The 14,138-nt window shown below is 72.7% G+C and carries 15 protein-coding genes; 7 read left to right on the forward strand and 8 right to left on the reverse strand.

Features of this window, described 5'->3' with window-relative positions:
• Positions 1-909: maltotransferase domain-containing protein (locus TNCT1_RS20035; RefSeq protein ID WP_143634045.1), on the reverse strand; the 909-nt coding region annotated here is incomplete at its 3' end.
• Between the two features lie 107 nt (positions 910-1,016).
• Entirely contained in the window at positions 1,017-1,316 is a 300-nt protein-coding gene (locus tag TNCT1_RS20040; protein ID WP_143634047.1) for a DUF5133 domain-containing protein, read from the reverse strand.
• 303 nt (positions 1,317-1,619) lie between these two features.
• On the opposite strand from TNCT1_RS20040, the gene TNCT1_RS20045 reads away from it, so the two are divergent.
• Positions 1,620-2,132 (forward strand): pep a2, encoded by a 513-nt coding sequence (locus TNCT1_RS20045; RefSeq protein WP_143634049.1) that lies wholly within the window; start codon positions 1,620-1,622, stop codon positions 2,130-2,132.
• A 23-nt stretch (positions 2,133-2,155) separates the two neighbouring features.
• Complete coding sequence (gene glgX / locus TNCT1_RS20050; protein WP_143634576.1) at positions 2,156-4,273, forward strand: glycogen debranching protein GlgX; 2,118 nt, start codon at positions 2,156-2,158, stop codon at positions 4,271-4,273.
• Positions 4,274-4,343: 70 nt separating this feature from the next.
• Here the strand turns inward: glgX and TNCT1_RS20055 are convergent, their stop codons facing one another.
• A complete protein-coding gene (locus tag TNCT1_RS20055) occupies positions 4,344-5,153 on the reverse strand; it encodes a VOC family protein (RefSeq protein WP_143634051.1) in 810 nt (269 codons plus the stop codon).
• A 127-nt stretch (positions 5,154-5,280) separates the two neighbouring features.
• On the opposite strand from TNCT1_RS20055, the gene TNCT1_RS20060 reads away from it, so the two are divergent.
• Positions 5,281-5,637 (forward strand): ANTAR domain-containing protein, encoded by a 357-nt coding sequence (locus tag TNCT1_RS20060; RefSeq protein ID WP_143634053.1) that lies wholly within the window; start codon positions 5,281-5,283, stop codon positions 5,635-5,637.
• A gap of 26 nt (positions 5,638-5,663) precedes the next feature.
• On the opposite strand, the gene TNCT1_RS20065 is transcribed toward TNCT1_RS20060, so the two are convergent.
• Positions 5,664-6,458: an RNA polymerase sigma factor SigF gene (locus TNCT1_RS20065; RefSeq protein WP_143634055.1), complete on the reverse strand. Its 795-nt coding sequence runs from the start codon at positions 6,456-6,458 to the stop codon at positions 5,664-5,666.
• Between the two features lie 213 nt (positions 6,459-6,671).
• On the opposite strand from TNCT1_RS20065, the gene TNCT1_RS20070 reads away from it, so the two are divergent.
• The 4 genes from TNCT1_RS20070 (at position 6,672) to TNCT1_RS20085 (ending at position 9,561) form a co-directional block, all read left to right on the forward strand.
• Positions 6,672-7,160 carry a MarR family winged helix-turn-helix transcriptional regulator gene (locus tag TNCT1_RS20070; RefSeq protein ID WP_174266366.1) on the forward strand — a complete coding sequence of 163 codons (489 nt, stop codon included), beginning with the start codon at positions 6,672-6,674 and terminating at the stop codon, positions 7,158-7,160.
• Positions 7,157-8,002 carry an ABC transporter ATP-binding protein gene (locus TNCT1_RS20075; RefSeq protein ID WP_143634059.1) on the forward strand — a complete coding sequence of 282 codons (846 nt, stop codon included), beginning with the start codon at positions 7,157-7,159 and terminating at the stop codon, positions 8,000-8,002. The genes TNCT1_RS20070 and TNCT1_RS20075 overlap by 4 nt, the downstream gene beginning before the upstream one ends.
• Positions 7,962-8,807: an ABC transporter permease gene (locus TNCT1_RS20080; RefSeq protein ID WP_143634060.1), complete on the forward strand. Its 846-nt coding sequence runs from the start codon at positions 7,962-7,964 to the stop codon at positions 8,805-8,807. Before TNCT1_RS20075 ends, TNCT1_RS20080 begins: the two co-directional genes overlap by 41 nt.
• A gap of 229 nt (positions 8,808-9,036) precedes the next feature.
• Positions 9,037-9,561, forward strand: a complete 525-nt coding sequence (locus TNCT1_RS20085) for a hypothetical protein (protein ID WP_143634062.1) — start codon at positions 9,037-9,039, stop codon at positions 9,559-9,561.
• Between the two features lie 6 nt (positions 9,562-9,567).
• Here TNCT1_RS20085 and hemC read toward each other — a convergent pair whose 3' ends face one another.
• The 4 genes from hemC to TNCT1_RS20105 all read right to left on the reverse strand — a co-directional run bounded on the left by hemC (position 9,568) and on the right by TNCT1_RS20105 (position 14,017).
• The gene (hemC, locus tag TNCT1_RS20090) at positions 9,568-10,503 is read right to left on the reverse strand and encodes a hydroxymethylbilane synthase (RefSeq protein ID WP_143634064.1); all 936 of its coding nucleotides are present in this window, start codon (positions 10,501-10,503) and stop codon (positions 9,568-9,570) included.
• Between the two features lie 85 nt (positions 10,504-10,588).
• On the reverse strand, positions 10,589-11,359 hold the full coding sequence (locus TNCT1_RS20095; RefSeq protein WP_143634067.1) for an NPP1 family protein: 771 nt from the start codon (positions 11,357-11,359) through the stop codon (positions 10,589-10,591).
• A gap of 112 nt (positions 11,360-11,471) precedes the next feature.
• The gene (locus tag TNCT1_RS20100; protein ID WP_373920494.1) at positions 11,472-12,425 is read right to left on the reverse strand and encodes an ATP-dependent DNA ligase; all 954 of its coding nucleotides are present in this window, start codon (positions 12,423-12,425) and stop codon (positions 11,472-11,474) included.
• A gap of 122 nt (positions 12,426-12,547) precedes the next feature.
• Positions 12,548-14,017 carry an MFS transporter gene (locus TNCT1_RS20105; RefSeq protein WP_143634070.1) on the reverse strand — a complete coding sequence of 490 codons (1,470 nt, stop codon included), beginning with the start codon at positions 14,015-14,017 and terminating at the stop codon, positions 12,548-12,550.
• Positions 14,018-14,138 lie beyond the last annotated feature (121 nt).

Below are 14,138 nucleotides of genomic sequence, written 5' to 3' on the forward strand. Positions count from 1 at the left end.
GCCCAGTTCCCGGGCGCGGCCCACGAAGTGGGCGAAGTCCTCCAGCGTGCCCAGGTCGGGGTGGACGGCGTCGTGGCCGCCCTCCGGGGAACCGATCGCCCACGGCACCCCGACGTCCTCCGGACCCGCGGTCAGGGTGTTGTTCGGGCCCTTGCGGAACGTCGTGCCGATCGGATGGACCGGCGGCAGGTAGACGACGTCGAAGCCCATCCCAGCGATCGCCTCAAGCCGCCGCTCGGCACTGCGGAACGTCCCGTGCGGCCGCTCCGCCGTCCCCTCCGAACGCGGGAAGAACTCGTACCACGACCCGTACAGCGCCCGCTCCCGCTCCACCAGCAACGGCATCGCCTCCGACACGGTCACCAGATCCCGCACCGGATACCGCGTCAGCACCGCCTCCACCTCGGCGGAGAGCGCGGGCCTCAGCCGGTGGTGGACGGAGAGGGTGTCGTCACCGAGCGCGTTGGCGGCGTCCAGGACCAGGTCCCGCTCCGGCCCCTTGGGAACTCCGGCGGCGGCCCGCTCGTAGAGTTCGGCGCCCTCCTCCAGGACCAGGCCGGTGTCGATGCCCGCCGGGATCTTGACGGAGGCGGTGTGCCGCCAGGTCGCCAGCGGATCGCTCCAGGCCTCCACCCGGTACGTCCAGCGCCCGGTGGCGTCCGGGGTGATCTCCGCGCCCCACAGGTCGCTGCCGGGGGCCAGCTCCCGCATCGGCGTCCAGGGGCCGCGACGGCCCTTCGGATCCCGCAGGACCACGTTGGCGCCCACCGCGTCGTGCCCCTCCCGGAACACGGTGGCGGTGACCTGGAAGGTCTCCCCGGTCACCGCCTTCGCCGGGCGCCTGCCGCACTCCACGGCCGGCCGGACGTCACGTACCGGTACGCGGCCGATGGCCGGGGTCCTGCGCATGGTTCTCACCTCCGCCGTGCGCGAAGCCGGGCCACGGGCCCGGCTTCGCGGTCCGATGCACGTCCGGCTGCTGCCGGTCCGTGGGGAACGCCATGTACGGTGCCAGGTCATGGGCTTGGCGCCGTGGAACGCCGCTCCGAAGGCGGCGCGCGCCGCGCCGCCCGGCCCGGCTGGGGCCGGCCGTCCTGCTCGCGCAGGTAGCCGGCCAGTGTGGAGCGCAGGTAGCGCTCCGCCGCGTCCGCTGCCTCCCGGGCGCAGCGCTTTCCCATCAGCACGCACAAGGTGTAGCCCGAGTCCTCGAAGGTTGCCCGGACCGTGCGGTCGTGGGGCGAGGCGAGCATCACGCGCTCCCAGGCCCGGTAACGCCGCAACTGCCTGGCCACTTCGGCCTTGGCGGGTAGCAGCATGACCCTCTTCACCTTCCACGCTCTCGACTGGGCGCGTTCCCGACGGTCGGGTGGTTTCCGCGCAGGGGTGGGCGCGGAACCGTTACGGCGATCGAGGCTTTCACTCATGGTGCACGTACAGGCACGCACCGTCCTGTTGGAACTTCAACCATCGGCCGTTAGGGATGCTCGTGTTGCACGAATGGCGTAGCGACCTCACTGTGGAGGGTGACTCAGGAGCGAACATTGCTCACGCTCGGTGTCCGGGAACCCTCCCGGACGGGGTGAGGGAGCGAGAGCCTCGCCGGTGAGGAGCAAGCGACGATGAAGACCGCAGTGCCCTGCTACTACCACATCGACGTGGAAGTCAGCCCGGAACGGGTGGGACAGGTCAGCCGCATACTGGGCGCCCACCTACGCTACTGGGACCTCGACAACCTCGTGGCCCCCGTCCGCCGCGGCGCCGAACTGCTGCTGCGGGCGATCGACGAACACGCCACGCACAAGACCATGTCGATCGAGATGTGGTGGAACGGCCAGCATCTGATCACGGCGGTCGGTGGCGACGACCGCGACCTGCGCCCCGGGCAGGACCTGCGGGCCTGCCTGGCGGACATCGCCGCTATGAGCGACGGGTGGGGCTGCTGCGCCACCGAGACCGGAAGCATGATCATCTGGTTCTCGCAGCGGGCCCGGGCCGGCGAGCGCGTCCCGCTGGTGCCGACCGCCCCGGAGCCGAGCCTCACCGAGGGCCTGCAGGTGCCGCGCGAGCTGAGGGTGGCCGCGCTCGCCGCGCCGGCCACCGCCGCGGAAGAGGTCCTGGAGGGCGCCCGGTGACGGCACGGAAGTCCCGGAAGGGGGTGTCCGTGTGGAGCGGGCACCCCTATCCGCTGGGCGCGGTCTTCGACGGCGAGGGCACCAACTTCGCCCTGTTCAGCGAGGTGGCCGAGCGGGTCGAGCTGATCCTGGTCGACGACGCGGGCGGCGAGACGCCCGTCCCGCTGCACGAGGTCGACGGCTTCGTCTGGCACGCCTACCTGCCCGGCGTGGGCCCTGGCCGGCGCTACGGCTACCGCGTGCACGGGCCCTGGCAGCCGTCCTTCGGCCACCGCTGCAACCCGGCGAAGCTGCTGCTCGACCCCTACGCCCGGGCGGTCGACGGCCAGATCGACAACCACCCCTCGCTGTACGAGCGTTCGCCCGACGGCCCGGCCCCGGACGACAGCGCGGGACACTCGATGCTGGGCGTGGTCACCGACCCGTACTTCGACTGGGGCGACGACCGTCCGCCGCGCCGCTCGTACGCGGACTCCGTCATCTACGAGGCCCATGTGCGCGGCCTGACCCGCAGCCACCCGGAGATCCCCGAGCGGCTGCGCGGCACCTACGCCGGCCTCGCGCACCCCGCGGTCATCGAGCACCTGACCTCGCTCGGCGTCACCGCGGTGGAACTGATGCCCGTGCACCAGTTCATCCACGACGGAGTCCTGCAGGACAGGGGCCTCGCCAACTACTGGGGCTACAACACCATCGGCTTCTTCGCCCCGCACAACGCCTACGCGGCCTTCGGCAGCCTGGGCCAGCAGGTCAACGAGTTCAAGGCGATGGTGAAGGCGCTGCACGCGGCCGGCCTCGAGGTCATCCTCGACGTGGTCTACAACCACACCGCCGAGGGCAACGAGCTGGGCCCCACACTGTCGTTCCGGGGCATCGACAACGCCTCGTACTACCGGCTGGTCGACGGGGACTGGGCGCACTACTACGACACCACCGGCACCGGCAACAGCCTGCTGATGCGCCACCCCTACGTGCTCCAGCTCATCATGGACTCGCTGCGGTACTGGGTGACCGAGATGCACGTCGACGGCTTCCGCTTCGACCTCGCCGCCACCCTGGCCCGGCAGTTCCACGAGGTGGACCGGCTGTCGGCGTTCTTCGACCTGATCCAGCAGGACCCGGTGATCAGCCGGGTCAAACTGATCGCCGAACCGTGGGACGTGGGCGAGGGCGGCTACCAGGTGGGCAACTTCCCGCCGCTGTGGTCGGAGTGGAACGGCCGCTACCGGGACGCCGTGCGGGACTTCTGGCGCGGGGAGCCGGGATCGATGGGCGAGTTCGCCTCCCGGCTGACCGGATCGTCCGACCTCTACCAGCACAGCCGCCGCACACCGCGCGCCAGCGTCAACTTCGTGACGGCGCACGACGGTTTCACCCTGCGCGACCTGGTGTCCTACAACGACAAGCACAACGAGGCCAACGGCGAGGGCAACCGGGACGGCGAGAGCCACAACCGGTCCTGGAACTGCGGGGCGGAGGGCGACACCGACGACCCGGCCGTGCTGGAACTGCGCGCCCGCCAGCAGCGCAACATGCTGGCCACGCTGCTGCTGTCGCAGGGCATCCCGATGCTCTGCCACGGCGACGAACTCGGCCGGACCCAGGGCGGCAACAACAACGCCTACTGCCAGGACAACGAGGTCTCCTGGGTCGACTGGGACACGACGGACGAGCAGCGCTCGCTCATCGCCTTCACCCGCCACGTGATCGGCCTGCGCGCCCGGCACCCCGTGCTGCGCAGACGCCGTTTCTTCCGCGGCGAGACCCCGACCAACGCCAGGCAGCCGCTGCCCGACGTGATGTGGCTGCGGCCCGACGCCCGCGAGATGACCGAGCGCGACTGGCACCGCGAGGACGCGCACTCGATGGGCGTCTTCCTCAACGGCGACGCCATCGCCGAACGCGACCCGCACGGCCGCCGGGTGGTCGACGACTCGTTCCTGCTGCTGCTCAACGGCTACTGGGAACCGGTCGTCTTCCGCCTGCCCGACGTCTCCTTCGGCGAGCGCTGGACGACCCTGATCGACACCGCCGACCCGGACGGCATCCCCGACGAGCGGGAGCGCAAGGCCGGCACCCGGCTGCGGGTGGAGCCGCGCAGCCTGGTCCTGCTCTCCCGTCCGGCGCGCGGCGCCCGCTGATCCCGCCCGGACCGCTTCGAGGCGCCCACCGTAGCGGCGGGCGCCTCGCAACCGTCCGGGGCCGGGCGGGTCAGCGCGGGTAGCGGGAGGTCACTGTGAACTGGGCGCCGTCCGGGTCGCGCAGGATCGCCTCCTGCTCGTCCTCGCTGAGCACGCTGCCGCCGTGCTTCTCCGCGGTGCGGGCGCAGCCCGTCACGTCGTCCACCGCGAAGTGGATCTGCCAGTGCGGCCGCACGGACGGGTCGGGGGCCGCCTCCACCGCGCCGGAGTCGATCCGTGCCACCACGTCGCCCCGGCTGCGCAGCACCACCTCGCCGCCCTCGTACTGCACCTCGCAGCAGCCCGGCGTGCCGGACGCCCAGCCGAGGATCTCGCCGTAGAAGATCGCCGAGTCGAAGGCGTTGCGGGTGTGCAGCCGGATGAAGGTCGGTGCCGCCCGGCGCCACGCCTCCCAGTTGCCGACCAGCTCGCCCTGCCAGATGCCGAAGGTGGCGCCGTCGCGGTCGGCGAGCAGAGCCGCCCGTCCCGGCGGGAACGACAGCGGCCCGACCGCCGCCGTGCCGCCGCGCTCGCGGGCCCGGGCGACGGCCACGTCGGCGTCCGGCACCGCGAAGTACGGCGTCCAGGCCACCGCCATCTGCCACATCGAGGCGACCGCGGCTATCCCCGCCACCGGCACCCCGTTGGCCAGGGCGATGCGGAAGTGCTCGCCGAGCTTGGCGCCGCGCCACCGCCAGCCCAGCAGGGCCGAGTAGAACTCCTGGGTCGCTCCCAGGTCGCGGCTGGTCAGGCTCACCCAGCACGGGGCGCCGAAGACGGAGTGCGTGGAGAGGACCTCGCGGGTCCTCGTGCCACCGCCGGCAGGCTTGTCATCGTTCATGGCTGTCGCGTCCTGAGTCTCGGGGCCCGGCGGCCACCGCTCACGCACCAGTGTCCAGCCGGAAGGGCCTCATGTGCGCGTCGAGTACCCCGGTGCCGATCGTCCAGGCGGGTGACACGATGGAGGCATGACGCACAGCGAAGCGGACCGGATCCTGGAGCTGGAGGCCGAGGTCGGCCAGCTCAGGGAAGCCATGGCATCCCACGCGGTCGTCGACCAGGCCATCGGGATGATGGTCGCGTTCGGCAGGGTGACCCCGGACCGGGGCTGGGAGGTGCTGAAGGACGTCTCCCAGCACACCAACATCAAACTGCGCAACGTGGCGGAGCTGATCCTGATCTGGGGCCGCCGGGGCGAGATCCCCGCCGACATCGGCGCGGCACTGGAGGAGACCCTGGACCGCTACGGGCCCACCCAGGTGCCGGGCACGGGGCCGGAGCCCGGGCCGGCACAGGGGCCCGGGCCGGGTACGGGGCGGGGCTGACCCTCAACCCGCCTCGGCGAGTACCCTCAGCCCGCCTCGGCGAGCAGTTCCTCGCGCAGCCGGTCGAAGCAGCCGCTCAGCAGCCGCGAGACGTGCATCTGCGATATACCGAGCTGCTCGGCGATCCGGCTCTGCGTCATCCCGCCGAAGAACCGCAGGTAGAGGATGGTGCGCTCGCGTTCGGGCAGTGCCTCCAGGCACGGCTTCACCGCGGCGCGGTCGATGACGAGGTCGAAGCCGGGGTCGGGGGCGCCCAGGGAGTCCCCGAGCGCGTAACCCTCCGTGCCGGCCACCTCGGCGTCCAGGGAGAGCGCGGAGAAGCACTCCAGCGCCTCCATGCCGGTGCGCACCTCGTCCTCGCTGAGCCGCGTGTGGGCGGCGATCTCGGCGACCGTGGGCGCCCGGCCTGGCGTGGTCTGGGCGAGTTCCTTGACGGCGCCGCGCACCCGGTTGCGCAGGTCCTGCACCCGGCGCGGCACGTGCAGGGTCCACATGTGGTCGCGGAAGTGGCGCTTGATCTCGCCGGTGATGGTGGGGACCGCGTACGCCTCGAAGGCCCGGCCGCGGTCCGGGTCGAAGTGGTCGACGGCCTTGACCAGACCGAGTGCGGCCACCTGGTAGAGGTCCTCGAGGGACTCCCCGCGGCCGCGGAACCGCACGGCGATCCGCTCGGCCATGGGGAGCCAGAGCCGGACCAGCTCGTCGCGCAGCGACTGCCGTTCGGGGCCCTCGGGCAGACCCGCGAGCCGCTGGAACGACCTGCCCGTGTCGGGGGCGTCGTCGTGGGGGTGAGGCCTGGTGCTGCTGCCGGTGACAGGCATCGCGCGCACCTCTCTCATCAGGTGCTGATCGACAGACACCGTGGGAGGGCGCGCTCGGCTGCTGGAAGGGACACCGGGGCGCCCGGCCGCAGCCGGCTCCCACGGACGTGCCTCCTGTCCGAAGCACGCGGTACGCATTCCCACTGTCGGTCATATCAAAACAAACAGGACATTCAGTGTCTCATGCGGACCCTCTCTTGACCGCTCCTTGGGATGGATTACCTCTGTAGCAGAGGTAATCTCGGAGACGTGGAAGCGGATCTCTCCGAGGAGCTGGCCGACACGCTCGTGCGGATCCAGCGGCTGATCCGGCGCCGGCTGCGCGGCGGCCTCACCGGACCCCGGCTGCGCGGCGCCGAGGTGGAACTGCTGCGACTGGTCGAGGGCCGGCCCGGCATCGGGGTCTCGGACGCCGCCAGGGCGCTGCATCTCGCCGGAAACTCCGTGTCGACCCTGGTCAACCACCTCGTACGCGACGGCTACCTGATCCGCGAGACCGACCCCGCCGACCGGCGGGCCGCCCGCCTGCTGCTCACCGAGGCCGCCGTGCGGCGGCTGGGGGACTGGCGGCACCGCCGGGCCGAACTGGTCGGCCGGCACGTGGCCCGGCTCGGCGAGGCCGACCGGGACGCCCTGCGCGCGGCCCTCCCGGCGCTGCGCGAACTCGCCGCGACCCTGCACGAGGAGGCCGAGGAGACATGACCGGCGACACCCCAGCCGCCCCCGTGGAGGCCGTCACCTGCACGGGTCTCGGATACGCCTTCGGGGACAACCGCGCGGTCGACGGACTCGACCTGGCCGTCCACCAGGGCGAGGTGTTCGGGCTGCTCGGCCCCAACGGCGCCGGGAAGACGACCGCCATCCGCTGCGTCACCACCCTGCTGCCGGTCCCGGCCGGCACGGTCCGGGTGTTCGGGCGCGACGCCGCCCGGGAGCGCATGGCGGTACGCCGGCTGCTCGGCTACGTCCCCCAGCAGCTCTCCGCCGACAGCGGGCTCACCGGCCGGGAGAACGTCGCCCTGTTCGCCCGGGTCTTCGACGTGCCGCGCCGCGAACGCGCCGCACGCGTCGGCCGGGCCCTGTCCGCCGTCGGACTCACCGACGCCGCCGACCGCCTGGCCGGCACCTACTCCGGCGGCATGATCCGCCGTCTCGAACTGGCCCAGGCCCTGGTCAGCGCGCCCCGGCTGCTGATCCTCGACGAACCCACCATCGGCCTCGACCCGATCGCCCGCACCGACGTCTGGGAGCACATCAACGCCGTCCGCGCCGCCACCGGGATGACCGTCCTGGTCACCACCCACTACATGGACGAGGCCGACCAGTACTGCGACCGGGTCGCACTGATGCACCGCGGCCGCGTCCGCGCCCTGGGCACCCCGGCCGAGCTGCGCCGGGGCCTCGCCGAACGCGAGGGCGCGGACTTCCTGCCCACGCTGGAGGACGTCTTCCGGGACGTCGCCGGCAGTGGCCTCGACGACCACTCCGGAGGAGGTTTCCGCGATGTCCGGAGCACCCGCCGCACCGCGCGCCGCGTCGGCTGACCGCACCGATCCGCTGCTGACGCCGCCCCGGCCGCGCCCGGGCTGGCGGCTGCTGCCCGCCCGGGTCGGCGCGATGTGCGCCGTCGAGCTGCAGAAGCTGCGGCACGACCGCACCGAGCTGTACACCCGGGCGGTGCAGCCCGCCCTGTGGCTGCTGATCTTCGGTCAGACCTTCACCCGGATCCGGGCGATCCCGACCGGCGGCATCCCCTACATCGACTACCTCGCGCCCGGCATCATCGCCCAGTCGGCGATGTTCATCGCCATCTTCTACGGCATCCAGATCATCTGGGAGCGGGACGCGGGCATCCTGAACAAGCTGCTCGTCACCCCGACCCCGCGCTCGGCGCTGGTCACCGGCAAGGCGTTCGCGGCCGGGGTGAAGTCGCTCGTCCAGGCCGTCGTGGTCGTCCTCATCGCGGCCGTCCTCGGGGTCGCCCTCACCTGGAACCCGCTGAAGCTGCTCGGCGTGGCCGGCGCCGTGGTCCTGGCCGCCGTCTTCTTCTCCTGCCTGTCCATGACCATCGCGGGCGTCGTGCTCAGCCGTGACCGGCTGATGGGCATCGGGCAGGCGATCACCATGCCGTTGTTCTTCGGCTCCAACGCCCTCTACCCCGTCTCGGTGATGCCCGGCTGGCTCCAGGCCGTCAGCAAGGTCAACCCGCTCAGCTACCAGGTGGACGCGCTGCGCGGCCTGCTGCTCGGCACGCCCGCGCACCTAGCCGCCGACTTCGGCGTCCTCGCCGTGGCCGCCGCGCTCGGCATCGCCGCGGCCTCCTCGCTCCTCGGCCGGCTGGCCCGCTGAACGGTCCGCGGACCGCCCGGCGCCCCCGGCCCTCCGGTCCCGCCCGCGGACGTGATGTGCGGCACGCGTCCGGACCGCGCCCGGGACCCCGCCGGAGGGATTTCTCCTGCGCAGCGCTTGATCACCGATCAAAGCGGGCGAACCCGCTGGCCACAGCGCATTCCGCTCATTTGACAGTGCGCTCGGCACACAGATAGACAGCAGCTCTCGAAAGGTGGAGAGGGGCATTGTGTACGAGCCGAACGTGGTCGGGGACTGGCAGGAGTACGACGAGCATGCCGGTCTGCGGATCCGCGTCCACCGCCTGGAAGCGGCCGAGCCGCCGCGCGGACGCGACGACGCCGCCGCGGGGCTGACGTACTTCAGTGTCCGGGTGACGGTCGAGAACCGCGGCCCGCGGCACTACGGCATCCACCTCGAGGACGGCCAGATCGACGTCCGGGTCGGCCCGGACGGCGAGGGCGCCTTCATCGACTGGCGCAACTCCCAGTTCATCGAGGGCTTCGACGTCTATCCGCTGCGCCGGGCCACCGCTGTGCTCTACGCGGCCGGTCCCGAGGCCTCCCTGACGCACGTCGACGTCCAGGTGCAGCTCCGGGTGGACGAGGAGTGGACCGAGCGCCGGCTGTGGGCGGGCGGCATCGGCGTGCTGGAGGGCACCGCGCCCGCCGCCCCGGCGGGCGGCGGCCAGAGCAGCCTGGCCCACCAGGTGAGCGCCTTCCTCAAGGAGCAGACGGAGCCGGGCGGCGCCTGAGCCCGGTCAGTGCGGGATGCCGTCGATGATCTCCCGCGCCCCCTGCCGCAGCAGCGACACCGCGACCGAGGTGCCGAGCGTGGCCGCGTCCAGCCGGCCGGCCCACTCGTGGGCGTTCAGCCGGGTCTTGCCGTCCGGGGTGAACACACAGGCGCGCAAAGACAGTTCACCGCTGCGGTCCACGCGCGCGTAGCCGGCGATCGGGCTGTTGCAGTGGCCCTGCAGCACATGCAGGAACATCCGCTCGGCCGTGGCCTCCCGGTGCGTGTCCGGATCGCCGAGACCGCTGACCGCGTCGATCAGCTCGGTGTCGCCCTCGCGGCACTGCAGGGCGAGGACGCCCGCACCGATCGGCGGCATCATCGTCTCCGTCGACAGCACCTCGCTGATCACGTCCTGGCGGCCGATCCGCTCCAGACCGGACACCGCGAGCAGCAGCGCGTCCGCCTCCCCGCCGGCCAGCTTGGCCAGCCGGCGGTTGGCGTTGCCGCGGAACGGCACGCACTCCAGGTGCGGGTGCGAGGCGGCGAGCTGGGCCACCCGGCGCACCGCAGAGGTGCCGATCCGGGTGCCCTCGGGCAGCTCGTCCAGGGTGAGGCCGCCCGGGTGGACCAGCGCGTCCCGGATGTCGTCGCGCTTCAGGAACGCGGCGAACACGGTGCCCGCGGGCAGCGGCCGGTCGGCGGGCACGTCCTTGACGCAGTGCACCGCGAGGTCCGCCTCCCCGGCCAGCAGGGCCGCGTCCACCTCCTTCGTGAACGCGCCCTTGCCCTCGACCCTGGACAGGTCGCCGAGCCACTTGTCACCGGTGGTCTTCACCGGGACCACCTCGGTGCGCACCCCCGGATGCAGTACGCCCAGCTCGGCGCGTACGCGCTCGACCTGGGCGAGGGCCATCGGCGAGTCGCGGGAGACGATACGGATCAACTCGGGCACGGACATGGTGGACACCATAGACCCTCACGGACGCCTCGCCCCACGCCACCCCGGGGGACGGCCCAGAGCCGGCGGCGACCGCCGCGACGCGTCAGGCGTTCGGGTCGAAGGGAATGCCGGCGGGCTTCGCCGACGCCAGGTGGGAGGCGAAACTCGCGTCCTTGAGGCCGAAGTTGGCGCTGCCGAAGTCGTAGGCGCTCAGCTTCTCGCGCAGTCCCGCCGGATAGCCGTCCCAGCCGACCAGCGGCGGGTACTGCCAGGTGTGCTTGTGGTTCTCGGGCGGCTCGTCGCCCGAGTTGGCCAGCCGGAAGCAGTGCGTGCCGATGCCGTCCTTGTGGTAGACGACCTTGGGGTGGCCGCCGTCGAAGCGGACCTCGGAGACCGGGTGCACGGTGAACGAGCCGTGGTTGGACGTCGACACGTACCGCACCTGCCCGTCCTGCACCCACACCACCACGTGCTCCCAGTCGTGCCGGTGCCCGCCGATGCTGCTGCCGGGCAGCGCCTGGTCCTTCTCGAAGTACAGGCCGTAGAGGTAGCCGCACCAGCCGTTGTCGCACTTGAAGCGCGAGTAGCTGTTGGTGTTGTCCAGGTCGGAGGCGTCGTGGCAGTTGCCGTTCAGCGCGCCCGTCGGGTTCAGGCCGCCGTTGACCGTGCCGTCCGGCCCGATGGCGGGCGTCGGGTAGCAGCCGTCGGTGTCGTAGTCGAAGGCCGGCTGGTACGCCAGCTCGGCGGCCCCGGCGTTGCGGGGCAGCGCGGTCGGCGGCGCGGCGAAGGCGGCGGAGGGGAAGGCCACGACGAGCGCCGTGGCGCCGGCCAGCGTGCCCAGCCAGCGCCGGGTACGGATGCGCGACAAGGGCATGGAGGACCTCCAACTGCGGTGGGGGGCAGGGGAGTTCAGCATCCCGGCCGGACGCGGCGCTGCCAAGGGGGCACAGGCGTCACAGAGGTGAAGGGCCGTGGAACAGGGGCGTCTAGCCGAATTCCGCCGGCAGTTCCGCCGACGACTGCTCGGCGGTCAGGTCGGGGCGCAGCCGCTGCCACGAGGGCTGGCGCAGCATCCCGGCCCGGGTGCGGGTGCTGTAGCTGACCTCGCCGACCAGCCGGGGCAGCACCCAGTGGGCGCCCGCGACCCTCGGCACGGGGTCGAAGGGGCACCGGCCGCTCGCGGCGGCCCGCAGCATCCCGGCCAGCTCCGTCCGCTCCGCCTCGCTCCAGCCGGTGCCCACCCCGCCGACGTAGCGCAGCCGGCCGCCGGCGCGCTGGCCGACCAGCACGGCGCCGGGCAGCCCGGTCAGCCGCCCCCTGCCGGGCAGCCAGCCGCCGATGATCACGTCCTCGCTGCGCATGTTCCGGATCTTGATCCAGGAGCGGGAGCGCACCCCCGGCTCGTACACCGAGTCGAGCCGCTTGCACACCAGGCCCTCGAGGCCGTGCTCCCGGGTCGCCCGCAGGGCCTGGGCGCCGTGCCCGGTCACCGCGGCCGGCGTCGACCAGTGCGCACCGGTCAGGCCCAGCTCCACCAGCCGCGCGCGCCGCCGGGTGTAGGGCAGCCGGAGCAGGGGCCGTTCGAGGTGCGGGACGTCGAACAGCACCAGGTGGACCGGCACCTGGGCGGCGCGGCGGCCCGCCCGGGCGGGGGAGTGCGCGAGGCCCATCCGGCTCTGCAGCAACTGGAAGTCGGAGCGGCCCAGTTCGTCCAGGGCCAGCACCTCGCCGTCCAGCACGGCGGGCGTGCCGCCCAGGGCGGCGCCGAGCGGCCGGAGTTCGGGGTAGGCGCCGGTGATGTCCTCGCCGGAGCGGGCGCGCAGCACGATGCTGCCGTCGCCGGGCAGGTAGACCATCACCCGCTGGCCGTCCTGCTTGGTCTCGTACGCCCACCGCTCGTCCTGGGCCGCGGGCGGCAGCGGGCCGGGGACGGCGAGCATGGGCGCGACGAGGGGCAGGGTCACGGCGTTCACGGCTGAAGGTGTCGACCGCCGCGGCCGCCCTCACGCGCCTTTCGGCCCCGGTTCCCCTGAACGGGCCCCGGGGCCGGCGAGTGCCGTGCTCAGCCGACCGGCTCGGCCGACGGCGCGCCGGTGGCCGCCGGGGCCGCCACCGGGTCCGCCGGGCGGTGGCGGGGCAGGAAGGCGGCGAGCAGGAAGGCCAGGACGGCGGAGCCCGCGCCGAGCGCCAGGATGACCTTGAAGCCGTTCTCGGACGGCAGCGCGTGGCCGCCGAGGCTGGTGGTCAGCTGGGCGAGGACCACGCCGGCGACCGCGCTGGCCACCGAGGTGCCGATGGACCGCATCAGCGTGTTGAGGCTGTTGGCGGCGGCCGTCTCCGAGGCCGGCACGGCTCCCATGATCAGCGCGGGCATGGCGCCGTAGGCGAAGCCGACACCGGCGCCGATGACGCAGGACACCAGGATCAGGTGCCAGACCTCGCTCATCAGCACGATGTCGAGGCCGTAACCGGCGGCCACCACGACCGCGCCCGTCATCAGCGTGGTCTTCGGGCCCCGGGAGCGGGTGATCAGGGCCGAGACGGGGGCCGTGGCCATCATCACCAGACCCTGCGGGGCCATCACGAGACCGGCGGTCAGCATCGATTTGCCGAGGCCGTACCCGGTCTGTGCGGGCAGTTGCAGCAGCTGCGGCAGGACCAGCGACATCGCGAACATCGAGAAGCCGAACGCGATGGACGCGAGGTTGGTGAACAGCACCTGCCGGCGGGCGGTGGTGCGCAGGTCGACCAGCGGCTCGGCCGTGCGCAGCTCGTAGAATCCCCAGGCGCCGAGCACGACGACGGCGAGCGCGAACAGGCCCAGCGTGGTGCCGCTGCCCCAGCCCCAGTCGGCGCCCTTGGACACCGCGAGCAGCAGCGAGACGAGGCCGACCGCCATGCCGAGGGAACCGGGCAGGTCGAAGCGGCCGCCGCTGCGCACCAGGGACTCGGGCACCAGGGCCGCCCCCAGCGCGAGGGCGACGACACCGAGGGTGGCCGAGGTCCAGAACAGCACGTGCCAGTCGAAGCGGTCCGCGATGAAGGCGGCGGCGGGCAGCCCGAGGGCGCCGCCGAAGCCCAGCGAGGCGCTCATCAGGGCGGTCGAGCCGGCCAGCCGCTCCGGGGGCAGCTCGTCGCGCATGATGCTGATGCCGAGCGGAACCACGGCGGCCGCCAGGCCCTGCAGGGTGCGCCCGGCGATCATCGGGACCAGCGAGTCGCTGAGCGCGCAGACCACCGAGCCGGCCACCAGCAGCACCAGGCTGACCATCAGCATGCGCCGCTTGCCGAACATGTCGCCGAGCCGGCCGGCCACCGGGGTCGCGACCGCCGCGGCCAGCAGCGTGGCCGTGACCGCCCACGCGGCGTCGGACGCCGGGGCGTCCAGATAGACGGGCAGCTCCGGCACGATCGGGATCACCAGCGTCTGCATCAGCGACACGGTGATGCCGGCCAGGGCCAGCACCACTACCACGGCGTTCGGCCGTGGCGCGGTGACGGCCCCGGCGGGCCGGGCGGGGGCGTCGGACATGAGAGGGGGACCTTCCGTCGGGAGCATGCCTCAGGGCATGGCGGACAGCCGGGGGAGCCGGCGTGCTTTTTAAATCAACTGCTTGACTTACTGTAGAGGCAGTCGGGGCGCGCGTCGTGCC

Source organism: Streptomyces sp. 1-11 (assembly GCF_007176755.1).
Taxonomy (GTDB): domain Bacteria; phylum Actinomycetota; class Actinomycetes; order Streptomycetales; family Streptomycetaceae; genus Streptomyces.